The sequence below is a fragment of the uncultured Caulobacter sp. genome (genome assembly GCF_937900395.1).
Classification (GTDB): Bacteria; Pseudomonadota; Alphaproteobacteria; order Caulobacterales; family Caulobacteraceae; genus Caulobacter.
Genome location: NZ_CALCDX010000125.1, coordinates 1 through 26,074 on the forward strand (window position 1 = coordinate 1; position 26,074 = coordinate 26,074).

The 26,074-nt window shown below is 64.8% G+C and carries 26 protein-coding genes; 8 read left to right on the forward strand and 18 right to left on the reverse strand.

Going from position 1 to position 26,074, the window contains the following annotated elements:
- Positions 1 to 516: 516 nt before the first annotated feature.
- Positions 517 to 2,283, forward strand: a complete 1,767-nt coding sequence (locus Q0379_RS10435; protein WP_299008019.1) for an amidohydrolase family protein — start codon at positions 517 to 519, stop codon at positions 2,281 to 2,283.
- Between the two features lie 77 nt (positions 2,284 to 2,360).
- Here the strand turns inward: Q0379_RS10435 and Q0379_RS10440 are convergent, their stop codons facing one another.
- From Q0379_RS10440 to Q0379_RS10455, 4 genes are all read right to left on the reverse strand, one after another.
- Complete coding sequence (locus Q0379_RS10440; protein ID WP_299008023.1) at positions 2,361 to 4,184, reverse strand: pyrroloquinoline quinone-dependent dehydrogenase; 1,824 nt, start codon at positions 4,182 to 4,184, stop codon at positions 2,361 to 2,363.
- 260 nt (positions 4,185 to 4,444) lie between these two features.
- Positions 4,445 to 4,834: a VOC family protein gene (locus Q0379_RS10445; protein ID WP_366519320.1), complete on the reverse strand. Its 390-nt coding sequence runs from the start codon at positions 4,832 to 4,834 to the stop codon at positions 4,445 to 4,447.
- A 78-nt stretch (positions 4,835 to 4,912) separates the two neighbouring features.
- Positions 4,913 to 5,188 (reverse strand): hypothetical protein, encoded by a 276-nt coding sequence (locus tag Q0379_RS10450; protein WP_299008029.1) that lies wholly within the window; start codon positions 5,186 to 5,188, stop codon positions 4,913 to 4,915.
- Between the two features lie 245 nt (positions 5,189 to 5,433).
- Positions 5,434 to 7,065 (reverse strand): ankyrin repeat domain-containing protein, encoded by a 1,632-nt coding sequence (locus Q0379_RS10455; protein WP_299008032.1) that lies wholly within the window; start codon positions 7,063 to 7,065, stop codon positions 5,434 to 5,436.
- A 256-nt stretch (positions 7,066 to 7,321) separates the two neighbouring features.
- Between Q0379_RS10455 and Q0379_RS10460 the strand changes: the two genes are divergently transcribed.
- Positions 7,322 to 7,984, forward strand: a complete 663-nt coding sequence (locus Q0379_RS10460) for an ankyrin repeat domain-containing protein (protein ID WP_299008036.1) — start codon at positions 7,322 to 7,324, stop codon at positions 7,982 to 7,984.
- Here Q0379_RS10460 and Q0379_RS10465 read toward each other — a convergent pair.
- On the reverse strand, positions 7,962 to 8,858 hold the full coding sequence (locus Q0379_RS10465) for a CPBP family intramembrane glutamic endopeptidase (RefSeq protein ID WP_299008039.1): 897 nt from the start codon (positions 8,856 to 8,858) through the stop codon (positions 7,962 to 7,964). The genes Q0379_RS10460 and Q0379_RS10465 overlap by 23 nt on opposite strands.
- Before the next feature lie 412 nt (positions 8,859 to 9,270).
- Here Q0379_RS10465 and Q0379_RS10470 point away from each other — a divergent pair, with 412 nt between their 5' ends.
- From Q0379_RS10470 to Q0379_RS10495, 6 genes are all read left to right on the forward strand, one after another.
- Complete coding sequence (locus tag Q0379_RS10470; protein WP_299008042.1) at positions 9,271 to 10,062, forward strand: SDR family NAD(P)-dependent oxidoreductase; 792 nt, start codon at positions 9,271 to 9,273, stop codon at positions 10,060 to 10,062.
- A gap of 95 nt (positions 10,063 to 10,157) precedes the next feature.
- On the forward strand, positions 10,158 to 10,793 hold the full coding sequence (locus Q0379_RS10475) for a VOC family protein (protein WP_299008045.1): 636 nt from the start codon (positions 10,158 to 10,160) through the stop codon (positions 10,791 to 10,793).
- 38 nt (positions 10,794 to 10,831) lie between these two features.
- A complete protein-coding gene (locus Q0379_RS10480; protein WP_299008049.1) occupies positions 10,832 to 11,350 on the forward strand; it encodes a nuclear transport factor 2 family protein in 519 nt (172 codons plus the stop codon).
- Positions 11,351 to 11,437: 87 nt separating this feature from the next.
- On the forward strand, positions 11,438 to 12,112 hold the full coding sequence (locus Q0379_RS10485; RefSeq protein ID WP_299008052.1) for a LuxR C-terminal-related transcriptional regulator: 675 nt from the start codon (positions 11,438 to 11,440) through the stop codon (positions 12,110 to 12,112).
- A 432-nt stretch (positions 12,113 to 12,544) separates the two neighbouring features.
- Entirely contained in the window at positions 12,545 to 13,468 is a 924-nt protein-coding gene (locus Q0379_RS10490; protein WP_299008055.1) for a LysR family transcriptional regulator, read from the forward strand.
- A gap of 101 nt (positions 13,469 to 13,569) precedes the next feature.
- On the forward strand, positions 13,570 to 13,872 hold the full coding sequence (locus tag Q0379_RS10495; protein ID WP_299008058.1) for a hypothetical protein: 303 nt from the start codon (positions 13,570 to 13,572) through the stop codon (positions 13,870 to 13,872).
- Between the two features lie 15 nt (positions 13,873 to 13,887).
- Here the strand turns inward: Q0379_RS10495 and Q0379_RS10500 are convergent, their stop codons facing one another.
- From Q0379_RS10500 to Q0379_RS10560, 13 genes are all read right to left on the reverse strand, one after another.
- Positions 13,888 to 14,112, reverse strand: coding sequence for a DUF2274 domain-containing protein (locus Q0379_RS10500; protein WP_299008061.1), 225 nt, complete (start codon positions 14,110 to 14,112; stop codon positions 13,888 to 13,890).
- On the reverse strand, positions 14,109 to 15,335 hold the full coding sequence (locus Q0379_RS10505) for a TrbI/VirB10 family protein (RefSeq protein ID WP_299008064.1): 1,227 nt from the start codon (positions 15,333 to 15,335) through the stop codon (positions 14,109 to 14,111). The genes Q0379_RS10500 and Q0379_RS10505 overlap by 4 nt, the downstream gene beginning before the upstream one ends.
- A complete protein-coding gene (gene trbG / locus Q0379_RS10510) occupies positions 15,332 to 16,348 on the reverse strand; it encodes a P-type conjugative transfer protein TrbG (RefSeq protein WP_299008067.1) in 1,017 nt (338 codons plus the stop codon). The genes Q0379_RS10505 and trbG overlap by 4 nt, the downstream gene beginning before the upstream one ends.
- Positions 16,345 to 17,028 (reverse strand): conjugal transfer protein TrbF, encoded by a 684-nt coding sequence (trbF, locus tag Q0379_RS10515; RefSeq protein ID WP_299008070.1) that lies wholly within the window; start codon positions 17,026 to 17,028, stop codon positions 16,345 to 16,347. The genes trbG and trbF overlap by 4 nt, the downstream gene beginning before the upstream one ends.
- Before the next feature lie 3 nt (positions 17,029 to 17,031).
- Positions 17,032 to 18,342, reverse strand: a complete 1,311-nt coding sequence (gene trbL / locus Q0379_RS10520) for a P-type conjugative transfer protein TrbL (RefSeq protein WP_299008072.1) — start codon at positions 18,340 to 18,342, stop codon at positions 17,032 to 17,034.
- Between the two features lies 1 nt (position 18,343).
- The gene (gene trbK-alt, locus Q0379_RS10525; protein ID WP_299008074.1) at positions 18,344 to 18,646 is read right to left on the reverse strand and encodes a putative entry exclusion protein TrbK-alt; all 303 of its coding nucleotides are present in this window, start codon (positions 18,644 to 18,646) and stop codon (positions 18,344 to 18,346) included.
- Between the two features lie 4 nt (positions 18,647 to 18,650).
- A complete protein-coding gene (trbJ, locus tag Q0379_RS10530; protein ID WP_299008108.1) occupies positions 18,651 to 19,382 on the reverse strand; it encodes a P-type conjugative transfer protein TrbJ in 732 nt (243 codons plus the stop codon).
- Between the two features lie 23 nt (positions 19,383 to 19,405).
- Positions 19,406 to 21,895, reverse strand: a complete 2,490-nt coding sequence (gene trbE, locus Q0379_RS10535; protein WP_299008076.1) for a conjugal transfer protein TrbE — start codon at positions 21,893 to 21,895, stop codon at positions 19,406 to 19,408.
- Complete coding sequence (locus tag Q0379_RS10540) at positions 21,892 to 22,173, reverse strand: VirB3 family type IV secretion system protein (RefSeq protein WP_048578621.1); 282 nt, start codon at positions 22,171 to 22,173, stop codon at positions 21,892 to 21,894. Before Q0379_RS10540 ends, trbE begins: the two co-directional genes overlap by 4 nt.
- Positions 22,170 to 22,469: a TrbC/VirB2 family protein gene (locus tag Q0379_RS10545; RefSeq protein ID WP_299008111.1), complete on the reverse strand. Its 300-nt coding sequence runs from the start codon at positions 22,467 to 22,469 to the stop codon at positions 22,170 to 22,172. Before Q0379_RS10545 ends, Q0379_RS10540 begins: the two co-directional genes overlap by 4 nt.
- A 32-nt stretch (positions 22,470 to 22,501) precedes the next feature.
- Positions 22,502 to 23,440, reverse strand: a complete 939-nt coding sequence (trbB, locus tag Q0379_RS10550) for a P-type conjugative transfer ATPase TrbB (protein ID WP_299008082.1) — start codon at positions 23,438 to 23,440, stop codon at positions 22,502 to 22,504.
- Positions 23,441 to 23,661: 221 nt separating this feature from the next.
- Positions 23,662 to 24,090, reverse strand: coding sequence for a CopG family transcriptional regulator (locus Q0379_RS10555; RefSeq protein ID WP_299008084.1), 429 nt, complete (start codon positions 24,088 to 24,090; stop codon positions 23,662 to 23,664).
- A gap of 9 nt (positions 24,091 to 24,099) precedes the next feature.
- Positions 24,100 to 26,073 (reverse strand): conjugal transfer protein TraG, encoded by a 1,974-nt coding sequence (locus Q0379_RS10560; protein ID WP_299008086.1) that lies wholly within the window; start codon positions 26,071 to 26,073, stop codon positions 24,100 to 24,102.
- Position 26,074: the final 1 nt, after the last annotated feature.

Here is a 26,074-nt window from a genome sequence, read left to right on the forward strand (position 1 = left end):
CGGCACTCGTCGCCGGTAGTAGAAGCGACCACCCCTTCGGACGATATGCGTTCGAACATTGTGGGGTGGGTTTGTGTAGCAGTCGCGCGCGCGATTTCGTGAGCGTTGTCCGACAGTTAGGCCCGGATCGTTGGCTCGATTGTGTAGCAGGGTTGTGTAGCAATCGTCGAAAGACGGTTCCCCTGACGGTGAAACCTCAACGTTTTCAGCGATGTTTTGAGAACTGGCGCCCCGCACCGGACAAACATAACGAATATGTCTCGCCGTTTGCGCTACTATAGGGCTGCCATAGAACGCCGACTATCGACCTAAACCGTCTTTCCCCGCTGACAACACTGTGAGGCCGGAAGGAGCCGGCACGCCGCGCGTGTAGGCTGCCAGGGCGTTGAGCAAGGTCGAGCCGCCAAGGCGAAGCGCTGGCAAAAACAAGCGGCGGCGGCCATCGGCGGCCTTTTTCCTACCCGGTCTCGATGCGTGGGGAGTGAAATCCGAATCGCCCCTGAATAGGCTGCTGGAATGATGGGCATGATGAAATGGCAATCTTGGATCTGGCAGGCGATCGGCCTGGCAGCAATTCTCTTGTTCGGCGGTGGCAGCGCTGCCGCACAAACGAACGTCACGGCCTTTGTCGACGTAAACGTGCTGCTGATGGACGTTGGTCGTATCGCCCCCGGCCAGACGGTTCTCGTGCGACAGGGCCGCATAGCGGCCATAGGCCCGACATTAACGATCGATGTGCCTGCCGGGGCGGCGATCATTGAGGGCCGCGGCCGCTACTTGATACCCGGCCTGGTGGATTCCCATGTGCATCTTCCGGGAACGACGTTTTTCCCGGCGCGCCCGGATTTCGGGGACGCTCCTCTCTATCTCGCTTATGGCGTGACGACCGTCGTCAATATGGGCGGAACTCCCGAGGTTTTGGATTGGCGGAGACAGGTCGAAGCTGGGACGATTCTAGGGCCGACAATCTACACGGCCGGCCGCTTCGTGAACGAACCGCTAGTCAACGATCCGGATGCGGTGCGTCGAGAAGTCCAAACACAGGCCCGGGCCGGCTACGATCTCGTCAAGTTCCGCGAGGTTATGGACCCTTCCGGCCGCTTTCAAACGACGACGCGCGGCCTAGACCGGGCTAGCTATCACGCTCTGAATGTCGCCGCACGCAGTGCCGGGATGCCAATCATCGGCCACGCGCCAGTAAATCTGGGACTGGAAGCCTTGCTGGAGGAGCAGCAGTCCCTGGCCCACATTGGGGCCTTGTCCAATCTCCACTTCCTGCCCTTGGCCGCAAATCGAAACATTATCGTAGCCACGGGTGTGGCGCTGTTGGTCCTCCTCGCGCTGGTATTTGGCTGGGCCGGCGGGGCGATTTTCCAACCGCGGCCACCGGCCGATCCGCGCTTGCAAGCACGGCGCTGGATCAAAGGCATGACCAGTGCGGTTCTGACTGCCGGCCTCGTGGCCTTAGCGGGCGCAGCACTCGTGTTGCCCGGCGGCCCTCTGTTCGCAAGCCGCGCGCTACGCATTCTTATCAGCGGGGCGGCGGCGATCTCCGTCGTCGGCGCGGTAAGCCTCTGCGCTCTCGCAGTGCAGCGTTGGAGAAATGTGCAAGCTCCGCGGATGCGGCTATCTGCCGGAGCAGCGGCGCTCGCCGCCTTGGTTCTGGCTAGCGTTCTCGTCGGCTTCTGGGCGCCGGTGGCGTGGCGCAGCGACGCTGCAAATATCACCAAGCTCGCCGAGCGTCTTGCGGCGTCGGACATGGTGGTCGTCACCACCTTGATCAACTATGAATTTTTGGCCGAACGGGAAAGGGCGGCGCTGATCGACGACTTGGCGATTGGCTACCTCCCCGAACCCGTGCGGAGCCGCTGGCGGAGTTTCCCTCGCGAAGGTAGGCCGCTGTATCACTATCACGACTTTACGCGCGCTGTGGCGCGCGAACTGCACCGCGCCGGCGTCCCGCTCCTCGCAGGTACGGACGCATTGGGTTTTCCGTTGATCGTGCCCGGAGCCTCCCTGCATCGGGAACTCAAGATTCTGGTCGATAGTGGTCTTTCGCCGCTTGAGGCGCTTCGCACCGCGACTGCAAATCCCGCGACATTTCTTGACGCTCAGAAAGACTTTGGAGATATCGCCGTGGGCAGGCGGGCCGATCTGCTCCTAGTCTCCCATGATCCCTTGCAGGACCTTTCATCCCTGAGGCGTCCCGATGGCGTTATGGCACGTGGACGCTGGGTGAGCCGTGAAGATCTCGATCGGGCATTGGAGCGGCTGGCTGAATGAGCCCGCCCCGCTCGAACGGAACTGCGCAGAAAACAGCAATGGACAATCAGGCATAGCTTGCGGCGAGAGCGAGCCACTTACGGCGTGTTCTCCACCGGCAGCGCAAAGGCAACGAACTCGTCTCCTTTGCCGAAGACATCGCCGCCGTCCCCGCCCGCAGCGATCACGACATATTGCCTGCCGTCGCGGCCGAAATAGGTCATCGGCGTCGAGCGCGCGCCGGCTGGTAGTTTGCTCTTCCACAATTCCCCGCCGGTCTGGGTGTCAAAGGCACGCAGATATCCATCCGGGGTCGCGCCGATGAAGGTGAGACCCGAAGCGGTGGTGATTGCGCCCCCGAGGTTAATCATACCCTCCAGGCTTTCCGCACCGGCCAGTGGCAGCCCTTCGCCAGTGCCGAGGGGCACCGACCAGGCGATCCTCCCGCTCCGCAGGTCCATTGCCACCAGCGCGCCGATGGGGGGTGGCGTGCACATGCCCCCATCGGCACTGAGGAATATTTCGCGCCGCAGGGCATAGGGTGTACCGCGCATCGCATTGTGCTCGACACCGATCCGCTCGCCGTGCGTTTCCAGCGAGGCGCTATAGTCCTCGCGCGGGATCAGTGTGATGATCGCCGCGACGCGGTTTGTCGGAACGATCGCCAGCCCTCGCACGGGGTCATAAGCGACGCCGCCCCAATGCGCGCCGCCAATGTTGGACGGCAGGATCAGTGATCCACGCACACTGGGCGGTGTGAACGGGCCGTCGTTGCGCAGCGTCTCCAGCCGCGACTGGCACGCGGCTTGGACACCCGGTGTTGGACCCCAGGCATGGTCGAGCGCCAACGGGCTGAGCGGTGGCAGCGTCGAGAACGGCTGGGTCGGCGATGCGGTCTCACCCGGAACGTCGCTCGCGGGAACCGGGCGTTCTTCCACCGGGAACAGCGGCTCGCCCGTTTCGCGATGGAGCGCGAACAACTGGCCGGTCTTGGTAGCGACCAGCACTGCGGGGATCGTTGCACCGTTCCGCTCAATCGTAACCAGCGCGGGCGGCGCAGCATTGTCATAGTCCCACAGGTCGTGATGGACGGTCTGAAAGCTCCAGGCGAGTTCGCCGGTATCGGCTCTTAGCGCAACGATCGAATTGGCGTAGCGATTATCCCCCAGCCTGTGGCCCCCGTAGTAGTCCACGCTGGGTGCGCTGGTGGGAACAAAGACGAGGCCGCGTTGTGGGTCGGCCGCGATCACAGACCAGGCGTTCGCGCCACCGACGCCGTGGGCGCGGTCGCCGACCCAGCTTGTGTAGGCGGGATCGCGAGGGTTTTGCGGCACCGGGTCCCAGGTCCATAGCAGCCGGCCGGTGCGCGCGTCGTAGGTTCGCACCTCGCCGCTCGCCGCATCGATCCGGCCGTTGTCGGCGACCGCGGAGCCCACGACGATGCGGTCGCCGATGATCGCCGGGGGCGACGTCAGCTCGTATTCGGTTTCGGGCGACGGGGCGTTGCGAAGCCCCTGGGTCAGGTCGACGGTGCCGCCCCTGCCAAACTCGCGGCATGGAGCGCCGGTCCTCGCGTCGAGCGCAGCGAGACGGGCGTCGATCACGCCGACGATGACGCGCGTCGCGCAGGCTGCACCGGGCTTTGCCCGATCATCACGCCACAAGCTCACGCCACGACTGACGAAATCGCCATAACCCGAAGTCGGATCGACGCCGAAGTCGCGTGACCAGCGCATCTGACCCGAGACCGGATCAAGCGCGATTACTCGGCCGAGCGGCGTGTTGAGATACATCACGCCCTCGAAGACCAGCGGCGTGGTTTCGAGCTTGATTTTGCCGCCGGTCCTGCGGCCGGCCTCCCCGGTGCGGAAGCGCCACACTACTTGCAGATCCGCCACATTGCCGGGGGTGATCTGCGTCAACGGCGAATGGCGATCCCCCAACGCCGTGCGGCCATAGGCCGTCCAATCACTCTCGCTTGTGGCGACCTGCGCGCGTGACTGCGTCGTGCCCAACGCAGCGAGGAGAACGGCTGTCACCGCCCCCGTCCTCCATGCTGATAACCAAACTGGCATTTGGGCTCCCCCGGAAATTCAATCGCTCGTCCGCACTGTCGCCAATTCGTGGCCGTCAACCTCTCAGTGCGCACCACACCGTGGGCGCTACTATAAATGGGGCACGGTTAGTCATGCTGCCCGCTGGCGCTCGGTTGACCGAAAACGATGAAGTGCCCGTCGGGACCGCGTACCGCAAATTCCCGCTGGCCCCAATGCTGGTCGCGCGGCGCTTCGACATCGGCGGCTGGCAACCGGTCCAGTTTCGGTTTGAGCTCTGCATAGAGCTGGTCGACATCGCGCACGTCGATATAGCTTGCCCGTCGCGCCTCATTGGGAGCGGCGGCGAAGACTCCAGGTGCCTCAATCAGCCGGAAAGCGACGCCCTCACGAGCGACATAGGCATAGTTGCTCGTCGCGAATGGGACATCGAAGCCGAAGGTGTCACCGAAGAGTTCCAGAGCGGTCGCCAAGGACGGAACGGTCAATTGCGGCGTAACGTGTATGAAGCTACTCATCGCTTTGCCTACCCCCGGACCCTCGTTGTCTTGTGGGCTCGCAGCACGAGCAGCAGCCTGCTGCTGACCCTCGACGGTCTACTTCGAGGTTTCAGGTAACTCGACCTGAATGCTGGCTTGGCCGGTCTCAACGCGTTCACGCAGACGCCCGAGCGAGCCAGCCGCGATACCTGTAACTCGCAACCTTCCATCGACAATGACTTCGGTAATGACCGGAGACATGACGATCTGGCCGTCGATGCGTATGTTGGCCCTCCGACCGAGCGCGCCCTTTGTAAATTCCGCCAGCGCAATCCGACTTTCCGGCGCCAGCGAAATCTCGACAGCCGTCTCAGAGGTTTCGGTCTCTGCCACGCTGACTTCCTGGACGGCCAATCCGACAGACGTCGAAACCTGGGCCAGGCCAGGCGATGCCCAAAGCCATGCAACGGCAAATACCGCAGCGACTCTTCTGGTAGGGCAGGTCAACCGCCCGAGTTTGTGTCGAGATGCCATGTTCCTCCCATAACATGGGAACACTGTATTTTCCCTACCCGCTCGACACTCGGCTGCGAACCTAGTCGGATTTCTCGACATCAATGAAAGGCGGGGGTCAAAGGCTAGGAAATCTGTGTTGCCCTTGCGAGGACGTCGGCGATCTCACGGTGGTTGCGCCGTGACGCCCATGCTATCGGTGTGGCCCACACGGGGGCGTCCGGTTCATCTGATCTGGCCCCCTGATCCAGCAGAAACTCCACCATCTCAAGCTGGCCGAACTTCGCCGCCCATCCGAGGGGAGTCGAACAGATGTCTTCATCGCGAGCCGACAAATCGGCCCCATAGGCGATCGCCAATCTCGCATTCTCCACGTCACCCCCACGAGCGAACCGGTGGAGTTGCGTGACACCCAGCCAGTCCGGCCGGTTGGGATCCATGCCGTTGCGATACAACAGCTCAGCCAACATCCGCGATGTCGCGGAATTCCACCCGGCGGGCGATGCGATCCTCGTCGGAAGATCGGGAACATAACGCAGCATCAACCGGACGAGAGGCTCGTGGCCTTCGGCAGCGGCGCTTGCCAGCGCAGCGGCATCGTCCGCCAAACCGGGATTGGCAGCGAACATCGCCGCAGCCGTCCTCACGTCACCATAGTGGGCCAGAAGATGCAGCTTTCGGTAAGCGCCGAACGCGCAGAGTAGGTCGGCCATGGGCTGGTCGCCGTTCAAGATCGCTCGGGTCAAAGCATCGGCCGAACTCTCCACCTCTGGATTCGGAAAGGCGCCATGCTCCAGCAGCGTCCGGGCGATCTCACGGTGACGATTGGCGACCGCCGCGTACAGAGCGTGCCCGTCCGGTGCGATGTTGGGTTCGGGAAGGTTGGGATTTGCGCCTGAGGCGAGCAGCAGACGAACGATCTCCAAGTGCCCCGCGGCGGCCGCATTCGCCAGCGGCGTCCCCGAACCGGCATAGTAGCTCACATAGGGCGACGGCTTGTCGGCCAGACCGATATCCTCGCGCAGTAGAAACCTCACGCGGTCCAAGTCGCCAATGTGCGCCGCCGTCACGATATCCACGAACGCCCCGCGATTTCTGAGGTGATCGAGCATGGCTCGGGCGGTCGTCGGCCAATCGTTAGGCACCTCGCTCCAGCCGCGAAAGGAATAGTCTCCATTGCAGAGCTGAATCGGACGGGCGCCATCGACGCGTGGGGCATCGATGTCGGCCCCGCGCGACAGAAGTTCGTCCACCATGTCCGGCTGTCGCGTCATCACCGCCCAGTGAAGAGGCTGGTTGGACCTGGCGTCGCCGGCGGACACGGCCGCTGGATCGGCGTCCAGCAGTTCGCGAAGACGCAAGAAGTCGTGGCCGCGAATGGCGGCGGCGAGCGCTTCTCCATCGGCGGAAATATTCAGGCCGGCGGCCAATCTTGCTTCAAGCGCCTCGCGAAGTTGATGGTGGCCGCGATCCGCACAGACTTCGAGCAGCGTATCGTCGCCGCCCATCTCCGTCGGATCGATGCCTCTGTCGAGAAGCAGAAACACGATTTCGGAGCGGTTCTCGCGAACAGCGAAATGGAGCGGCGTCCGATAGCTGTAGTGAGCGTGTACCAACTCGGGCTGGTCATCCAGCAATTGACGAACGGTCGCATAGTCGCCTGCGGCGCTCGCAACGAGCAACGTCCATACATCTGTACCACGGCCGACCGACCAACGGAGCGGCGCGTTAGACTGCAGTTCCTCAGGTTGCCTCACCGATGAATCCTTGGGCACCGCCTTTAAACACTTCATGCGCTGGCGAAGACCATTATACAGCCCTCGGCCAGCGCCAAACTGTCCGATGGCGCGGACGAGCGTTACTTGAATTTGCCTTGCTCACTCGTAGCATGAGCGCTCGGCTTTTTCCCTACCCGGTCGGTATGGCGGGGAGTGAAATTTCTATCGCCTGCGAGTACGCCCAAGTGATGAACAGCAATTCCAAGAGCGGACGGAAAGTTTGATGGAGGCTCCCATGCTTGAGCGGATCGCCAATGGCCGGACGGATCTCGTCTTCGACTGGCTCGATCAAGGAGGCGCCCCCGATGCCGAAGCCGACCGGACCAGCATCGCGCAATGGTGTGCTTATTATGGTGATGTCAGCGCACTGAGGCGCCTGTTGAGCGCTGGCGTGACACTCGACGCGCTGGGCGCCGACCTCGGACTCAACGGCGCGGCTTTTCACGGCCATTGGCAATTATGCGCTTTCCTGATCGAAAACGGCGCCGATCCCAATCATGCCCTGAACGATACCGGCGAGGTGCCGCTTCACTCCGCGTTGTGCAGGTTCGAGAGTGTGGCGCATGAGCGCGTGGTTCAAGTGCTGCTTGCAAGCGGCGCCGATCCCAATCGCGCGACCGTTCCGGGAGTCGCAACCGGGTGTTACATGCGCGACATTCGAACTTGGGGCGAGACGCCGCTCCATCGCGCGGCCGCGTGCGGGACTGCGGGCTCCATCGCCGCGTTGGTTGCGGCCGGCGCAAAGCCAGACGCCCGCGACGTCAATGGTGAGAGCCCATTGACTTGGGGTAGCCGGGCGCTGCGGGTAAGCGCGATCTTGCGCATGTTGCTGTTCGACGATCAATACATCCACCCCGAGTACCAACAGATGTCGGTCAGCCTGCTCGGGCGACCCTGACCTCCGTCGTCGATCTATCGGCCCAGTTCTCGCCGGCCGGGAAATCGACCTGGCCGAAGAACATTGTGCGGTTCATCAGAACGATCACGACGACGAGCGGCAGCAATGCGGCGGCATACATCCATTCACCGACCGCCCCGGTGGCGTCGAGCGCTTCGGCCAAGCCCGGGAAATTCCGCTCAAAACTATAGGTGGTCGCATTCACTGCGCCGTGGAACAGCACCGGCAACAGCAGAGAGTTCGTAGCTTTGTAGAGCCAAGCGAGAATGATCGACAAGCCGAGCCCGATGAAGACGAACGGCGCGAACATGGTCAGGCCACCGCCGCCCAGCCAAATGTACATCGGCAGATGCCAAAACACCCAGGCGCATCCCACGAGGAGCGAAGCGGAGAACAAACGGGTTCGCGCCAGCAACAGCCCGAGCAGCACGAACCGCCATCCAGTTTCTTCGCCGTTGGTGACCGTGATATAGGCGATCTCGGCGAGGTAAGAACCGAGCACGGCTGGAGTAACGGCGAAACCTTGCGTGGCGGACGGCGGTGGGAACAGGCCAAAAGCTAGTAGGAGCGAGAGCGAAAAGATGATCAGCGCAGAACTGTAGATGAAGACGTAGTAACCTGCATTCACGCGCCATCGGAATAGTTGCGTGAGCCAGACTTGAAAGCCGGGACGGCCAGAAACAGCAGCCAGCACGATGAGGCCCGCGAACGTTGCGCCCCACCGCATCACCCAAAGGCTGAGCAATTCGTTCCGGAGGCCTAGGGACTTCTCAAGTGGCCTCAACGCCATCGCAATTGGGATGCCCACGAGATAGGTGATCACCAGCGCGAGGATGACGAGGGATGTAGCGGGCCAGCGGCGCAGTATCTTCATCAATCGCTTCTCCATTCCTCAACATTGGCTTAGCGACAGCCTCATCGATCCTCCACCAGCGCATGGCATTTGGCGAATTCAAACACCGCGACGGCTTCTTCTGCGGCTTCGGCGATTATCGAGTGCCGTATGCCGCGATCACTGCTTCACTAAGCCTGCCGTCTCCCACGCATAGCGTGAGAGACGGTCCTTTTCCCTCCCCTCGGTCGCCGGGGAGTGAAATTCCCAACTTTGGCGAATACCCTGGTGTGAACAGGTTGATACCTCGCTGATTGGATGTTGCGAGAGATAAGCGAGGGACGCGCATGTTTCTTCGGCTTGCGGCCAACAATAGATTGCCGACATCCGTCCGGCGATGGCAGAGCAAGAGGCGCAGCGCGGCGAGTTTCAGCGGGCACCCGGTCGGTAGCAGGTGAGCAATCCCGGCCTCGAACGGAGCGTAGTCCTTGTTACCGGCGGAACCCGCGGCGTCGGCAGAGGCGTAGCAGACCATTTCGCAACGACAGGGGCGACCGTCTACGTTACTGGGCGAACTGCAGGTGAAGCGCCGTTGTCGTCGGGCTTTATTCCGATAGCCTGCGATCACACCGATGACGCAGAGTCGGCGGCAGTTTTCGAGCGGATTGCAGCGGACCACGGTCGACTGGACGTACTCGTGAACAGCGTTTGGGGTGGCTATGAGCGAATGGTCGATGCCGGGCAGTTCACATGGGGACTGCCGTTTTGGCAGCAGCCATTCTGGCGGTGGGACGCGATGTTCGCGGCGGGTGTGCGGGCCAACTTCGTTTCGAGTGCTCTGGCGGCACGAGCAATGGTGCCTCAGCGCTCGGGACTGATTGTCAACATCTCGTTCTGGGCCGCACAGAAACACATCGCGAACGCGCTCTATGGAGTATCGAAGGCGGCTACGGATAAGCTCACCGCCGACACTGCACATGAACTACGCGAACATGATGTTGCAGTGGTTTCGCTATATCCGGGTATGGTGCGAACGGAAAAAGTGATGGAAGCGGCCGCCTACCTGGATTTATCGAATTCCGAGTCGCCTCAGTTCATCGGCCGCGTGATCGCTGCGCTCGCGAGCGACACCGAGATTATGAGGCGTTCTGGAGAGGTGCTCGTCGCCGCTGCTGAGGCCGCACGCTACAATCTCACCGATATAGACGGCAAACGTCCTACGCCCTTGACGCTAACCACCGTGTAGTCGCGATCCACGCCCTCTTAAGCTGCGCTCCTGCCGTTACACGCTCGACCTCCAAGGGTAGGGAAAATACCCGCTCGCTTGGCTATGGAAGTCCCATGGCAGATTCAGGCAAACGCGGTCGTCCACGCCACTCGGATATTCTGACGCCGGCAGAATGGCGCATCGTGGACGCCATTCGCCACGGCATGAGCGGGCCGGAGATCGCCAAACGCCGTGCGATCAGCCTGGATGCCGTCAAATTTCACGTCGCCAACATCCTGTCGAAGCTCGGTCTGGACCGCAGGAGCGAATTGAAGACCTGGACCGGCATCCGCAACGACAGCGCGCTACATGCACAGGAGACCAGAATGGAATCGTTGCTCATGGGACCGGTTGGTCAAATCTCTCGCACGGTCAGTGATATTGCCGCTGCCCGCCACTGGTACGGTGAGGTGCTCGGTCTCGAACATCTGTTTTCTTTCGGCGACATCGCTTTTTTCGATTGCGGCGGGATTCGGTTGTTTTTGACTGAAGAGAGCGACGGACCCGAAGGAGAGTCCGTCGTCTATTTCCGGGTGGAGGATATTCGTCTCACCCATACCGCGTTGGAATCGGCTGGGGTGGAGTTCGTCAATGCGCCGCACCTGATCCACCGGCACGACGACGGCACAGAAGAGTGGATGGCTTTCTTCAAGGACAACGAAGGCCGGACCCTGGCGATCATGTCGCAGGTCAAGGCCAGCGTCTCTTAACTCCCAACGGTCTCGGGCTTGCTGCAAAAGGAGCGATCATGCGAACCAACATTTTGACGTTGGCATTGCCTCTCATCTTCATGGCGGCGTCGGTGCCTGTTCAGGCGCAGCCGACAACGGCGAGTTGTTCGGAAGTCGCTACCACCGGTCCTGACGTCGAGGCGATCCGCCAACTGGAACTGCATGGCGGACGAGTGAATGTCGAGGGTTGGACGATCGAGGAAGCCCGCGAGTTCTTCGCCCCGGAGTTCTTCGCAATCGAACCCGGCGGAGGGATCAACCGGCTCGACAAGGTGCTCTCCAACTTTCCTAACGGGCGCAATTCCGGCTTTGCGCGCAGCTTCGACATCTCGGGCTTGGAAATTCGTGTCTATGGCTGCGACGCGGCGATCGTGACCGGCACGGCCGACGTTCGTGTGTTGGCGGCTCCGGCAGATGCGCCGGCCTTGCGCATTCGCTTCCTCAACATCTGGAGACGGGACGCCGGGCATTGGCGCCTCGCGGCAAATCAATTTGTGCGCGTCACCGCGGCCACTCCGCCGACCCCAGAGAGGTAAGCCAGGTCTTGCCCCGGATAATGCAGCGGACGACACGGATAAGGCGCGGGGAGTGTAATTCGACCGCCCCGCCGATAAACTCCCTGCATGAACGGCAACCGAAAAAGAGGGCGGCCCGCCTACCCTGACATCCTCACACCCGGGGAGTGGCGCGTCGCGAAGGCGGCCCGGTTCGGCATGACGAACCGGCAGATCGCCGAGCGTTTCGAAATCGGGGTCGAAGCCGTCAAATTTCATCTTTCGAACATCCTGCTGAAGCTGAGCATGGACCGGCGGCAGGACTTGGTGACATGGCCGGGGATGCCGGCGGCTGATCGAGCCATTGCGGAGGCTGACATGGAAGAACCAACCAGATCAGGGTCGGACGGCAAGCCGCTTATCCCGCCGGGCTTCACCCGCGTCTTCCCATATCTCTTCGTCGAGAACGCGAGGGATTACCTCCGGTTTCTCGATGAAGGTCTCAATGGCGAAATCATCGATATCCACGCGGCCCCCAATGGGGTCGTTCTGAATGCGCATATTCGCTTCGGCGATACAACCATCATGGTAAGCCAAGCCCAAGGCGACCAGCCCAAATCGCAAGCGACGATGTATCTCTACGTCCAGGATGCTGAGGAAGCGATGGAGCGTGGCGTGGCGGCCGGCGGCCGTGAGGTCAGTCCGGTCGCGTTCCGGCCATATGGCGAGCAGCAGGGCGGCCTGGGCGATCCATCAGGCAATATCTGGTGGCTCTCGCAGCGCCTGGCTCCAGGCGGCTACTAAGGTGCCAATTCCCTTAGAGACGTTAAAATTCGAGAAGGAATCAGGCTCCCAAGCTGGCCGATTTGGCTGGCGCGCGAGAGGGGAGTGAAAATCGCCCCTTCGAAAGATAACTTCCCGCGCCGATGCGGCGGTCTTTCCTAACGCGGTGTTCGGTTCGGAAAGCTTCTGGCGCTTCGCTGCTATGGTGAAGTGTGCTCGCTAGCCGATAGGGCGTGACGTTGGGGAATGAAGATGAGTAATTATAGAAGAATACTTCTGTCGATTGTCGTCGGTGTATTTGTTGGCACTATCTCGGCAGTTCTCGGGAAGTTACTAGGTGTCGACGGAGCAGCACTTGGAGGCGTGGCCGGCGGTATCAGTGCCGGTCTCGTAGCGACAGTCTGGCGGACAAGGGCGCCGATTTAGCCAGGCAAGGCTGCCGAGTGCGCCGTCATGAGGTTCGACATCCGACAGCTCCGCTACGCTGTGACGGCAGCGGATCACGGTAGCTTCTATCGCGCCTCGCTTGCTCTCAATGTCGAACAATCCACCCTCAGCCGCAGCATTCTCAGGCTGGAACGCGTTATCGGCGCCAAACTGTTCAATCGCTCACGCTCTGGGATAACGACCACAGTCGCGGGGGCGGGCTTCATCCGGAGCGCTCGGTCAATTCTGGCGAGTGCAGACCGCATGGTCGCCACGATGCACGCCGCCGGCCAAGGTCGCGCGGGCTCCCTCGTTGTCGGCCACAATGTTCCGGTATCAGCCGGAAACTTACGTGCCGCGATGGTCGCGTGGCGGATGGAGAACGCCGACGTCGCATTTGAGAGCGTCGAGGGAGACCGCGCTGCTCTGCTCGCGGGCCTCGATACCGGCGACATCGATATTGCAATCCTGTTGGGGGACGCGAGCCGCAACGGCTATCGGCACCAGCCGCTTTGGAGTGAACGGGTCCTGCTGGCGTTGCCTATCGATCATCCGCTCGCCAGCCGGGAGTTACTCTTTTGGACCGAGCTGCGTTCGGAGAGCTTCGTGCTGCCGGCAACTGATCCCGGCACTGACCTCCAAAGAATATTGCTTGGTCGGCTCTCGATGTCCGGTGGTTCGCCCGACCTCACTATAAGCCGCGCCAGCAGAGAATCGGTCCTCAGCTTACTTGGGTCGGGACAGCGACTGTCGCTGGTTTGCGAAGGATCGTCAGGAATTCACTACCCAGATGTTGTTCTGCGTCCATTGCACGGGGAGCAGGGAGCGGCTTTCGTCGTGCACTCCGGCTACTGGCGGCAAGAGAACGACAATCCAGCGTTACGAAGATTTCTGCATTTCGTGAAGAATAGACACGCGCTTTCTTTTGAAATCTTAGTAGGGTCAGGGTAAAATAAGCTTTTTTACATCTCTATCTCGGCGGATATGCTTGCGCGCGCCGCCACATGCGGCACAAGCATCCGTCCAGTAATCGTCCGATGGAGTTGGAGGCTATGAAGAACGGCAGATCGACATTCGTAGCGATCATCTCACTCGCTGTCGGATTCGGAGGCGGCTTTTTGCTTCGGCCGGCGATACTGCCGGTTGAGCCTGGGGTAGCCATCACGCGGTCAGAAGCTGGGCCCGCGAGCGACGCACGCGGCACGCAGTATTTCGTTGCCCATATCGACGAGGCTCGACGGGTGGTGGCCGGGTGTCGTGACGGCTCGGTGCGTGGCGGCGAATGCGCCACGGCAGAGGAAGCGATCATCAAGGTCGATGCTCAGGAGCGCCGCCGACGCTTCCTTGGTAATTAATGGCAGCGAGGCGGGTCAGCCCTTCGGCGTATCCCGCCGCCGCGAGAATCCTCGGTCGCTCGCCATGAACTTCGCCAGCATTGGCGAGACGAGCTTCTCAGGAGCGATAGCATCCCCGCCGGTCTCGGCCGCAAGCGCGGCGGCGTAGGCCGTGAGATCGCGGTGAACAGCGGCAGGCAACTCCACCGTGAGCTTGACGGGACGATCGTCGGCCAGCGGCCCGAGCTTCAACTTCGTCATCGCGTTACTCCGATGGGTTCGAGCACCAGGTCGCGGGTCAGCACCACGCGCAGCGGATGCCCCGGCCGGATGGTGAGCGTGGGCGGCACATTGAGCTGCCGACGCACGATCTGCTGGCCGGTCTGGTTGATGGTGTCCTGAGAGCCGCGTCGCAGTGCGCGGGTCAGGTCGTCCTCGCTGTCTAAGCCCAGCTCAGCACCGACCCCCAAAAGCGTCGAAACGGCCGCCGCCTTCAGAAGATTACCCCAATGCTGGTTCACGCGGTCCTGTAGGCCCGCAAACCCCGCGCCATCGGCGCCGGGCTGGCGCTCGAGAACGATCGAGCGGCCGTCCGGCATGATGAGCCGGTCCCACGCTAGCAGCACGCGAGTCTGACCGGCGGCGACCTCACTGTCATACTCGCCGATCAGCCGCGCGCCCTGCGGGATCAGCAGGATGCGGCCCGTAGGGCTGTCATAGACGTTGGCCGTTACCTGCGCGGTGATCTGGCCGGGAAGGTCGGAGCGGATGCCAGTGATTAGCGCAGCCGGGATAATGCTGCCGGCCTGCACGATGTTGGGTGATGCCGGCGCGGTCAGTCGCTCGACGCTGACCGTGCGCTGGTTCGGCGCCTGCGCCATGAAGGCGCGCCTTCCCGCTTGATCGCCTTGTGCCGACGCATCGCCCGCCGCCCCAGGCGCTGGAGTCGGCGCTGCGAGAACCGGCGTAACCGGGGTGGCCGGTGATGCGGCGCTTCCGCTGCCGCCTAGGAAGACCGAGCTGGTGCGGGCCGCGTCGCGCTCCTGAGCGGCACGCTGCCGAGCCGCCTCCGCCGCCTGAGCGCGCGGATCGGGCGGACCTGGCTGCGCGCCGACCGGGGGCACGGTGACATCCTCGCCGCGCTGCTGTGCCGATACGATCGGTCGGCCGAGGTCGCCGGGCAGCGGCGGGCCGAGCCGGGGCGCTTGGGTATAGTCGCGCGGCCCCGACGTGATGTTCTCGGCCGTGGCGCGGCTGTCGGTGTTGTAGAGTTCCTGCGCGGCCCGATCGCTCGGCGGTCGTAGCGCATAGATCAGCGAACCACCTATGCCGAGGCCGGCGGCGACGCCGACGACGGCGAGCGCTTTACGGGAAAGCCGCATGACGCGGGGCGGATCGCCGCGAAGCTGGAACGCCGCCAGATCAGGGCGGGCCGACTGCGCGGCGGGCCGATCCTCGACGGACGGATCGTGGCTGTCGGTCACGGACGCCCCCTCCGTCCATCGTCCCGCACGATGCGGACACGCTGCTCGGTGCGCCGGTCGCCCAGGCGCAGCTCGGCGGCAGTGAACAGGCGATCGACCACCATGTAGCGGCCTTGCACGCGGTAATTCACCAGCTCGGCGTCGCCGGCCACGCCGGTCACGAACAGCGGTGGCATCTCGCCCTGCGAGATCCCGGCGGGAAACTCGATGAAGACCTGCCTTCCGTCGTCGAACGCGCGGGCCGGACGCCACGGCGCTCTATCGCCGTCGATGCGATAGCGGAAGTTGAGCGCCGCCACGTCCACGCCGGTCGCTGCCGGCGCGGCCGCAGCAGCAGCCGCGTTGCGGCCTTGCAAGGCGATGAGCTGGTCGTGCGGATAGGTCCAGGACACGGACGCCATATAGGTCGCGGGGGTGGCGCGCAGCTCCAGATGATAGGTGCGCCGATCCGTATTGATAACGAGGTTGGTGGCGAGGTCGGGTCGGGTGGGCTTTACCAAGATATGCACGCGGGCAGCTGCTCCGCTGCCGCTTACCGTATCGCCGATGATCCACCGCACCGTGTCGCCGGCCGCGACCGGCCCCGGCCCGACAAGCTGCTCGCCTTGCTGCAAGGCGATGTCTGTCACCTGACCGGGCGCGGTATAGACCTGATAGAGCGCGCCTTCGGTCCACGGATACTGCTGGATGGCGTTGAGGAAGCCGTCGCGCACCGGCTGGACGCGCGCGGCATCGTTGGCGTCGCCGACACGGCGGCGCGGATCGGCGGGCTCCGGCGGTCGCGCGCTCTCCGTCACCGGTTTCAATTGACCGGGGAGCGGCAACGGCTCGGGGATCGTGACGATCTCGACCGCGCGGGGCGGCTCGGCCGCGGGCGTCGCGACGATCGCCGGGGGCGGATCGTCCAGCGCGATCACGGGCGGCCTGGCCGACGTGGTGGCGCAGCCGGCGAGCGCGGATGCGGAGACGAAGAGCGCGGCCGTGGCCGCGCGGCGGATGAGTATGCCGGTCATTGCGACAGCTCCTTCGACCAGTTGAGGGCGTTGACGAAGACGCCGAGCGGATTCTTGCGCAGGGCGTCGGGGGTGCGCGGCGGCTGCACGACGATGGTGAGGATCGCCGACCAGCGTTCGGTGGCGGCAAGGCTGCCGTCCTGATACCGGCGCTCGATCCAGGCGACGCGGAAGCTGTCGGGTGAGGCGCGGATGACGCTGGACACTTCCACAGCGACCTGCACCCTCCCGACATTGGCGAACGGGTCGTTGGCCCGCGCATAGTCGTTAAGTGCGAGCGCGCCGCGATCGGTCGTGAAGTCGTAAGCCCGGAGCCAGTTCTGGCGGACGATGACCGGATCGGCCGGGATCGCGCGGACCTGCTCGATGAAGCGGGCGAGATGGAACGCGACCTGCGGGTCGGTGGGACGGTAGCCGGCCTCGGCCGGCGCGACCGCTTGGGCCTCGCCGAGCCTATCGACCTGAACGACCCACGGGACGATATGCCCGCGCGTCGATTGCCAGACCAGGCCGCCGGCCAGACCGCCCGAGAGGGCCAGCGTGCCGAAGAAGGCGAGCCGCCAGTTCTTCGCCTGCACGCGCGCCGAGCCGATGCGATCATCCCATGTCTGCGCCGCGCGCTGGTAGGGTGTGGTCGGCTCGGGCGTCTGGCCGTAGCGGATGCTCGGTCGCTTGAACATGGATCAATCCTTCTGGCTGGTGTCGACGGACGCGCCGCTGCCGCCGCCATCGCCGGAGCGCAGCGTGTGGGCGGCGATGGTCGCGCCGTGGGTCATGGTCTGGCGGTTCTTCATCGCGGACGCCCAGGCGGGCGCGCCGGCCGACGCGTCCGGCGATGGGGTGGAGCTTCCGCCTGAAATGGTCCCGCCCGTTGCAGTGACGGCGGCGCGGCCGCCGGAACGGTAGCTGTCCTTGAGGGAGGCTGCCGCCTTGCGGAGCGGCGACGTGGCTGCGCCGACGGCGGCTTGGCCGACGGCGCCTGCGCCACCAGCGACCGCAGCCGCGCCCGTTTTACCGGCCGAGCCGAGCGCATAGGCGCTGTTGGCGGCGCCCGAGGTGAAGGCGGCGCCTCGTGCGGCCCCGCCGACCGCGCCCGCCGCCGCGCCGACGCCGAGGCGGGCCGCAGCGGCGCCACCGGCCAGCGCGCCGCCGGCTGCGAGCACGGTTCCCGCTGCGGCCCCTGCGCCAAGCGCCGGGCCGCCGGAGACGATGCCATTGGCGATCGACGGGCCGAAGATGCCGAGCCCCAGCAGGCAGAGCGAGGCGAGCGCGACCGCCATCGCATCCTCAATGCTCGGCTGCGCGCCGCCGAAGCCGGCGCGAAACTCGTCGAACAATGTCGAGCCGATGCCGACGATGACCGCGAGCACCAGCACCTTGATGCCCGACGAGATCACCAGCCCCAGCACGCGCTCGGCCATAAAGGCGGTCTTGCCGAACAGGCCGAACGGGATGAGGACGAAGCCGCAGAGCGTCGCCAGCTTGAACTCGATCAGGGTGATGAAGAGTTGTATCGACAGGATGAAGAAGGCGAGGATGACCAGCACCCAGGCGAACAGCAGCACGGCGATCTGGATGAAGTTCTCGAAGAACGACACCCAGCCCATCAAGTCCGAAATGGATTCCAGGATCGGCTGACCCGCCTCCAGCCCAACTTGCGCGACGCGGCCCGGCTGGAGCAGCTCGGCGGCGGTGAAGCCGGTGCCGGACGCCTTCAGCCCGAGCCCGGCGAAGCTCTCGAAGACGATCCGCGCAAGGCTGTTCCAGTTGCCGATGATGTAGGCAAAGACGCCGACGAACAGGGTTTTCTTGACGAGGCGGGCGATGATGTCGTCGCCTTCGCCCCACGTCCAGAACAGCGCGGCCAGCGTCACGTCGATGACGATCAGGGTGGTGGCGACAAACGCCACCTCGCCGCCGAGCAGGCCGAACCCGCTGTCGATGTAGCGGGTGAAGACATCCAGAAAGCGATCGACGACGCCGGTGCCGCCCATATCAATTCTCCTGCGGGGTGGCGCCGTCGGCGATGCGGGCGGCGGGACGCGCGCCAGGCGCGAGGAACCTGCGACGGTTCTCGCCCCAGGCGCGCAGGCAATCAGGGTCGCTCGCCCCGGCCGCGCCGATGGATTGGCAGCGGCGCAGCTCGATCAGCAGCGGGTCCGTCGCCGATGTCTCGGCGACGGTCGCCGGCTCCGCGCGCGGTGGCTCGGGCGCACGGCTCATTTCGATCGCCGTCATCGTGATGGCGATGGCGATGAAGATGACGGCGCCGATGCGCGCGAGGAGCTTGGTGTCCATCGGCTCAGTCGTGGAACATGCGGGCGTTGCCCGGCTGATATCCGGTGGACCGCGTCAGGAAGCGGCGGAGGCGTTCGCGGCTCTCAGCTTCGACGGCGGCGTTGCGGGCAGAATCCAGCGCCTGCGCCCGGCCCTGCGCGGCGAGCAGCGCCGTCAGGTCCGCGAGCTGCTGCGATTGCAGCGCGAGAAGCTGGTTGCCCGCTTGGGCAGCCTGAAGCGCGCCGGTTGCCGACTGGCTGGACGTGACCAGGCCGTCCATCGTCGTGCGCGCGCCGTCGATATTGCCGACAACCCCGGCCTGAACGCGCAGCGCATCCTCGAACGCGCCGACGCTATCCTCCCAGCGCGCATTGGCGTTGGCGACCATCTGCGCATGGGTGCCGGTCAGCGCCGCACCCTTGTAGCGGCCGTTGAAGACCTGCTGGACGTTCTGCACGTCGTAGGCGATGCGCTGCGCTTCGCCGAGAAGCTGCTGGGTGCGCTGCACCTGTTGCTGCAACTGCTGAAGCGAACTGAACGGCAGCGAAGCCAGGTTGCGGGCCTCGTTGATGAGGCTGGTCGCCTGCTGCTGGATTTGCTGGATCTGGTTGTTGATCTGCTGAAGCGACCGGGCGGCCGTCAGCACGTTCTGCGCATAATTGGTCGGGTCATAGACGATCCCGCCGAACTGAGCGTGCGCCGGCGTGGCGGCGGTGATGCCGATCATGCTCGACGTGGCGATGGCGCCGGCCAGCATGGCGCGGCGCAGGATATTGGGTTTCATGGTGTCATGTCCTTCAGGGCAAGGGGAAGCTGGCCGGCATCTTCCCGGCGACCGGCCAGCGGATCGGGTTGAGGTTCGGGAAGAAGATCGACCGCCCAGGCCAAGCCGCGATGGCGCAGCCATTCGGCGGCGAAACGCTCGCGGCCGTGGGTCTCGACCAGCTCGGCGATGCGGAGCTGATCGGTCTTGGAAGACGCGGCGGCGAAGGCCAGCGCAACCTCGCCCAGCCCCAGCTCGAACAGCCGGTTGCCGCGCCGCGACTGGCAGTAATAGTCCCGCTTGGGCGTGGCCCGGCTGAGGATTTCGATCTGGCGGGCGTTGAGCCCGAACCGCTCGTAGATGGCGGCGATCTGCGGCTCGGCCGCGCGCTCGTTCGGCAGGAAGATTCGCGTCGGGCAGCTTTCGATGATGGCCGGCGCGATATTCGACGTTTCGATGTCGGCGAGGCTCTGTGTGGCGAACACTACGCTGGCGTTCTTCTTGCGCAGCGTCTTCAGCCATTCGCGTAGCTGCGCGGCGAAGTCGGGGCTGTCGAGGACCAGCCAGCCCTCGTCGATGATGATGAGCGTCGGCGAGCCGTCCAGCCGGCCTTCGATCCGGTGGAACAGGTAGGACAGCACTGCGGCGGCCGATCCGGCGCCGACCAAACCCTCGGTCTCGAACGCCTGCACCGACGCTTCGCCGAGCCGTTCGGCCTCCGCGTCGAGCAGCCGGCCCCACGGTCCATCAATGCAATAGGAGGCGAGCGCCTGCTTGAGCTGCTGGCTCTGGAGCAGCACCGCCAGCCCGGTCAGCGTGCGTTCCGGCATGGGCGCGCTGGCAAGCGAGCCGAGCGCCGACCACAGGTGCTCCTTGGCCTGCGGATCGACCCCGACGCCTTCGGAAGCGAGGATCGCTGCCAGCCATTCGGTCGCCCAGGCGCGTTCTGCCGGATCGTCGATCCGAGCGAGCGGCTGGAGCTGCACGCCGTCGCCGGCCTCGTCGGCGAGCATCCCGCCGAGGTCCTGCCAGTCGCCGCCCATGCCGATCGCGGCGGCGCGGATGCTGCCGCCGAAGTCGAAGGCGAAAACCTGTGCGCCGGCATAGCGACGGAACTGCATCGCCATGAGGGCGAGCAGCACCGACTTGCCGGCGCCGGTCGGGCCGACGATCAGCGTGTGACCGACATCGCCGACGTGAAGGGAAAACCGGAACGGGGTCGAGCCTTCGGTCTTGCCATACAGCAAGGGGGGCGCACCGAAATGCTCGTCCCGTTCCGGCCCCGCCCATACTGCTGACAGGGGGATCAGGTGGGCGAGATTGATGGTGGAAATCGGGGGCTGACGGACGTTGGCGTAGGTGTGGCCGGGCAAGCTCCCCAGCCACGCCTCGATCGCGTTCATGCTCTCCGGGATGACTGTGAAGTCGCGGCCCTGGATGATCTTCTCGACCAGCCGAAGCTTCTCGGCGGCGATGGCGGGATCGCGGTCCCACACCGTCACCGTGGCGGTGACGTAGGCCATGCCGGCATAATCGGCGCCCAGCTCCTGCAGGGCGGTGTCGGCGTCCGCGGCCTTGTTCGAGGCGTCACTGTCCATCAGGACCGACGCCTCGTTGGTCATCACCTCCTTCAAGATAGCCACGACGCTCTTGCGCTTGGCGAACCACTGGCGGCGGATGCGGCTCAGCAGCTTGGTCGCATCGGTTTTGTCGAGCATGATCGCCCGCGTCGCCCAGCGATACTCGAAGGCGAGCCGGTTCAGCTCGTCGAGCAGGCCGGGGAACGTCACGCTCGGAAAGCCGACAATGGTGAGCGTGCGCAAATGATGCTCGCCCAGGCGCGGCTCCAGCCCGCCGGTCAGCGGCTCGTCGGCGAGCAGCGCATCGAGGTGCATCGGCGTCTCGGGGACGCGCACGCGCTGGCGGCGGGTTGAGACGGTCGAGTGCAGGTAGGTCAGCGTCTCGGCGTCATCGAGCCAGCGGACCTCGGGCACGAACCCTTCGACCAGATTGAGGACGCGGTCGCTGCGATCGGTAAAGCCCTTGAGCAGTTCCCACGGATCGACGCCGGTCGTGGCCCGGCCCTCGTAGAGCCAGCCTTCGGCGCGCGCGGCTTCCTCGGCCGGCGGCATCCACAACAGCGTCAGGAAGTAGCGGCTCTCGAAGTGCGCGCCTTCTTCGCGGAACTGTTCGCGCCGCTCCAATTCGACTAACGACGAGACCGGATCGGGGAAGCCGGAATCCGGGTAGTCGAGCGCAGGCGTGCGCTGCGCCTCGACGAAGATCGCCCAGCCCGAGCCGAGCCGACGCAGCGAACTGTTCAGCCGCGCGGTCGTGGCGACCAGCTCGGCCGGCGTCGCGCTGTCGAGATCGGGACCACGGAACCGGGCGGTGCGCTGGAACGACCCGTCCTTGTTGAGAACGACGCCTTCGCTGATCAAAGCTGCCCAAGGCAGGAAGTCGGGCAGGTTCGCAGCTTTGCTGCGATATTCGCGCAAGCTCATCATGGCCGCATCCATGTCGGGTAACGGAGGTGGCGACGGGCCACGTCCACGAACTGCGGGTCGCGGCGGGCGGCCCACACGGAAAGACCGTGGCCGACGGCCCAGATGACCAGGCCGGCGATCCACAGGCGCAGACCGAGGCCGATCGCGCCCGCCAGCGTCCCGTTGACGATGGCCAGCGAGCGCGGAGCGCCGCCGAGCAGTATCTGCTCGGTCAGCGCCCGGTGGACCGGTGCGAAATAGCCCGCGATCGGTTCGCCATGATCGGCCGCGCCGTTCATGCGATCAGCGCTCCACCGCCGAACGAGAAGAACGACAGGAAAAAGCTCGACGCGGCGAACGCGATCGACAGGCCGAACACGATCTGGATAAGCCGGCGCGAGCCGCCCGACGTGTCGCCGAACGCGAGCGTCAGCCCGGTCACAATGATGATGATGACGGCGACGATCTTCGCCACCGGCCCCTCGATACTTTCGAGGATCGACTGAAGCGGCGCTTCCCACGGCATCGACGAGCCGCCGGCGTGGGCCGGAACGGCGAAGGTCAGCGCGATCACGCTGGCGGTGGCGGTGAGCATGGCGCGGCGTGCGCCATGCCGAAAGGCATGGATCATGGCAGGTCTCCGGCTTGGGGGTTGGTGAGGGGTGCGAGGCGGTAGTCGCCGGTCGCGGGGTCGAGCCCTTCGACGCGGGCCAGCTCGGTCAGTCGGCGCCCGTGCGCGTCGCGGACCAGCACGGCGACCAGGTCGATCGTCTCGGCGATCAGCGCGCGCGGGACCGTCACGACGGCCTCTTGGATGAGCTGTTCCATGCGGCGCAACGCACCGAGCGCGGTGCCGGCGTGGATCGTGCCGACCCCGCCGGGATGGCCGGTGCCCCAGGCTTTGATGAGATCGAGCGCTTCAGAGCCGCGCACCTCGCCGATGGGGATGCGGTCGGGGCGCAAGCGCAGCGATGAACGGACCAGTTCGGCGAGGGACACCACGCCGTCCTTCGTCCGCATGGCGACGAGGTTCGGCGCGGCGCATTGCAGCTCGCGCGTGTCTTCGATCAGGACGATGCGATCGGTGGTCTTCGCCACCTCGGCGAGCAGCGCGTTGACCAGCGTGGTCTTGCCCGCGCCGGTCCCGCCCGCGACGAGAATATTGGCGCGGGTCACGACGCCGTGGCGCAACGCCTCGGCCTCAACTGCCGACATGATCCCGGCGCGCGCGTAATCGTCGAGCGTGAACACGGCGATGGCGGGCTTCCGTATAGCGAAGGCGGGCGCTGCGACGACAGGCGGCAGCAATCCCTCGAACCGTTCGCCGCCTTCCGGCAACTCGGCAGAAACGCGGGGGCTGCGAGCGTGAACCTCGACACCGACATGGTGCGCGACCAGTCGGACGATGCGTTCGCCGTCAGCGGCGGAGAGCATCTCGCCGGTGTCGCTAATCCCCTCGCCGAGCCGATCGAGCCAAAGCCGGCCGTCCGGGTTGAGCATGACTTCGATGACGGCAGGGTCGTCGAGCCAGGCTGCGATCGACGGTCCGAGCGCGGTGCGCAGCATCCTTGCGCCGCGGGATTTCGCTTCGGATCGGATCGGATGAACGGTCAACGACTGGCCCCTGGATTGGGCCGGACGAACCGCCGCCCGGCGTCAGGGGCACATCAAGAGACGCAGCAATGCTCGCGTCGCAACAGCTAGTTATCGGCGTAGTAGAGGGGGCGGTAGATACGGTGCCGGAGGCGAAATCGCTTACCGACTAAATCAAGGTCGGCGAGCTTCTGCTACTCCGACTCGGGCGATGTTGACCGCGGCCAGACATCCTCCGGTATTTCGTCCATGAGAGTCTTGCCGCTGGCGAAGCGCCGACCAAGCGTCTCGATAAAACCCTCATAACGTTTACGACCTTTCACCTGCGCCGCTGCCTGATCTTCGTCGGGCAGCGGCGGGGTCACGGACAGCCAGAACCGGACGAACAAGCTCAGTGCCTCGGTGCTCAGTCCGGTGTTGCGCTCCAGCCGCTGCACCTGTCGCGACAGGCGGTCGAGCCTACGTGCGAACGCCGCCTCCATCCGGTCGGCGCCGTCGGGCGACAGGTAGGACGCCACGGCGGCCTCCACGATCGCCGAGCGTGATATGCGCCGCCGGATCGCCAGCTCGTCAACTTGCTTGGCGAGCGCGGGCGGGAAGTAGACGTTGAGCCGGGTCCGCATGGCGGTCTCCTACAATTCGATGCCGTCGCCCGGGTCGAGCGACGCCTGACGCGCGATGCCCTGCATCCGGCGACGCACGGCCGCCTGCCGGGCCGCGTCGTCCTGCTCGTCGTCGACGATCGCAAACTCCTGGGCGGGAGGTGATGCCGTTTCGGGCGCGATGGCGACATGCTCGGGCAGTTCGGGCTCCCGGCGCAGACCGCCATTGGCCGCGTCTTCCGCATCGCGGACAATCCGCGCGACCTGCTTTGGATCGGCGGCCGCCTGCCGCCCGGTCCAATCGTCGGGACGGATCGTGGCGGCCGCGGACGCCGGCGCCGCCATGATCCGCCCGGACAGGCGCCCATCCTGAAAGTAGCGCGCCTTCTTCGCGCGGATCGGATGGACCCCCGCCACCATCACGATCTCGTCGTCGGGCGGGAGCTGCATCACCTCGCCGGGGGTGAGAAGCTGGCGGGCGGTCTCGGAGCGCGATACCATCAAATGCCCCAGCCACGGCGACAGGCGATGCCCGGCGTAATTCTTCATCGCCCGCATCTCGGTCGCCGTGCCGAGCGCATCGGACACCCGCTTGGCGGTCCGCTCGTCGTTGGTGGCGAAACTCACGCGAACATGGCAGTTGTCCAGGATCGCGTTGTTCGGTCCGTAAGCCTTCTCGATCTGGTTTAACGACTGCGCGATCAGGAACGCCTTAAGCCCGTAGCCCGCCATGAACGCCAGGGCGGACTCGAAGAAGTCGAGCCGGCCGAGCGCGGGGAACTCATCGAGCATCAAAAGCACGCGATGGCGGTTGCCCTTCGGAGTCAGTTCCTCCGTCAGCCGGCGCCCGATCTGGTTGAGGATGAGGCGGATCAGCGGTTTGGTGCGCGAGATATCCGATGGAGGCACGACGAGGTAGAGCGTTGCCGGTCGCTCGCCCTCGACCAGATCCGATATGCGCCAATGACAAGCGCGCGTAACCTGCGCGACGACGGGATCGCGGTAGAGGCCGAGGAACGACATGGCGGTGCTGAGCACGCCTGAGCGCTCGTTGTCCGATTTGTTCAGCAGCTCGCGCGCCGCGCTGGCGACGACAGGATGCACGCCGGCTTCGCCGAGGTGCGGTGTCGCCATCATCGCCGCCAGCGTCTGCTCGATCGTGCGCGCCGGGTCCGAAAGAAATCCGGCGACGCCGGCCAAGGTCTTGTCCGCTTCGGCATAGAGGACGTGCAGGATCGCGCCGACCAGCAAGCTGTGGCTCGTCTTCTCCCAGTGGTTCCGGCGCTCCAGCGAGCCTTCGGGATCGACCAAAACGTCGGCGACGTTCTGCACGTCGCGCACCTCCCACTGGCCGCGCCGCACCTCCAGCAGAGGATTGTAGGCGGCCGAGGCGGCGTTGGTTGGGTCGAACAGCAGCACGCGGCCATGCCGCGAGCGGAAGCCGGCCGTCAGCGTCCAGTTCTCGCCCTTGATGTCGTGGACGATCGCCGAGGCCGGCCAGGTCAGCAGCGATGGCACTACCAAGCCGACGCCCTTGCCGCTGCGGGTCGGGGCGAAGCACAGCACATGCTCAGGACCATCATGGCGGAGATAGTCGCGTGCGAACTTGCCGAGCACGACACCGTTCGGCCCTAGTAACCCGGCCGCATGAACCTCGCGCTCGGTCGCCCAGCGCGCCGAGCCGTAGGTCTCGGCGTTCTTCAGTTCACGCGCGCGCCACACCGACATGCCGATGGCGACGGCAATCGATGCGAACCCGCCCGACGCAGCGATATAGGCGCCCGTCAGGAATATGTGGGGCGCATAGGCGTCGAAGCTGAACCACCACCAGAAGAAGGCGGGCGGCGGATAGACGCGCCACTCACCGAGCATGAACCAGGGCGACCCCAGCTCAGGCTGATAGGCGAGCGCGGCGGCTGTCCACTGCGTCGCGCCCCACACCCCGGCGAGCACGATCAGGAACACGACGATGATCTGGCCCCAAAGTATCTTGGTCGCGGACATG

Excerpts from the sequence above, each read along its gene's own strand:
- trbJ (WP_299008108.1), bottom strand. The coding sequence starts at position 19,382 with ATGCTGGCCGGCGCCATCGCCACGTCGAGCATGATCGGCATCACCGCC.
- Q0379_RS10485 (WP_299008052.1), top strand. The coding sequence starts at position 11,438 with ATGAACGGCAACCGAAAAAGAGGGCGGCCCGCCTACCCTGACATCCTC.
- trbG (WP_299008067.1), bottom strand. The coding sequence starts at position 16,348 with ATGACCGGCATACTCATCCGCCGCGCGGCCACGGCCGCGCTCTTCGTC.
- Q0379_RS10445 (WP_366519320.1), bottom strand. The coding sequence starts at position 4,834 with ATGAGTAGCTTCATACACGTTACGCCGCAATTGACCGTTCCGTCCTTG.
- Q0379_RS10540 (WP_048578621.1), bottom strand. The coding sequence starts at position 22,173 with ATGAACGGCGCGGCCGATCATGGCGAACCGATCGCGGGCTATTTCGCA.
- Q0379_RS10475 (WP_299008045.1), top strand. The coding sequence starts at position 10,158 with ATGGCAGATTCAGGCAAACGCGGTCGTCCACGCCACTCGGATATTCTG.
- Q0379_RS10555 (WP_299008084.1), bottom strand. The coding sequence starts at position 24,090 with ATGCGGACCCGGCTCAACGTCTACTTCCCGCCCGCGCTCGCCAAGCAA.
- Q0379_RS10490 (WP_299008055.1), top strand. The coding sequence starts at position 12,545 with ATGAGGTTCGACATCCGACAGCTCCGCTACGCTGTGACGGCAGCGGAT.
- trbL (WP_299008072.1), bottom strand. The coding sequence starts at position 18,342 with ATGGGCGGCACCGGCGTCGTCGATCGCTTTCTGGATGTCTTCACCCGC.
- trbB (WP_299008082.1), bottom strand. The coding sequence starts at position 23,440 with ATGCTGCGCACCGCGCTCGGACCGTCGATCGCAGCCTGGCTCGACGAC.
- Q0379_RS10545 (WP_299008111.1), bottom strand. The coding sequence starts at position 22,469 with ATGCTCACCGCCACCGCCAGCGTGATCGCGCTGACCTTCGCCGTTCCG.
- trbE (WP_299008076.1), bottom strand. The coding sequence starts at position 21,895 with ATGATGAGCTTGCGCGAATATCGCAGCAAAGCTGCGAACCTGCCCGAC.
- Q0379_RS10560 (WP_299008086.1), bottom strand. The coding sequence starts at position 26,073 with ATGTCCGCGACCAAGATACTTTGGGGCCAGATCATCGTCGTGTTCCTG.
- Q0379_RS10460 (WP_299008036.1), top strand. The coding sequence starts at position 7,322 with ATGCTTGAGCGGATCGCCAATGGCCGGACGGATCTCGTCTTCGACTGG.
- Q0379_RS10495 (WP_299008058.1), top strand. The coding sequence starts at position 13,570 with ATGAAGAACGGCAGATCGACATTCGTAGCGATCATCTCACTCGCTGTC.
- Q0379_RS10480 (WP_299008049.1), top strand. The coding sequence starts at position 10,832 with ATGCGAACCAACATTTTGACGTTGGCATTGCCTCTCATCTTCATGGCG.
- trbF (WP_299008070.1), bottom strand. The coding sequence starts at position 17,028 with ATGTTCAAGCGACCGAGCATCCGCTACGGCCAGACGCCCGAGCCGACC.
- Q0379_RS10500 (WP_299008061.1), bottom strand. The coding sequence starts at position 14,112 with ATGACGAAGTTGAAGCTCGGGCCGCTGGCCGACGATCGTCCCGTCAAG.
- Q0379_RS10465 (WP_299008039.1), bottom strand. The coding sequence starts at position 8,858 with ATGAAGATACTGCGCCGCTGGCCCGCTACATCCCTCGTCATCCTCGCG.
- trbK-alt (WP_299008074.1), bottom strand. The coding sequence starts at position 18,646 with ATGGACACCAAGCTCCTCGCGCGCATCGGCGCCGTCATCTTCATCGCC.
- Q0379_RS10435 (WP_299008019.1), top strand. The coding sequence starts at position 517 with ATGATGGGCATGATGAAATGGCAATCTTGGATCTGGCAGGCGATCGGC.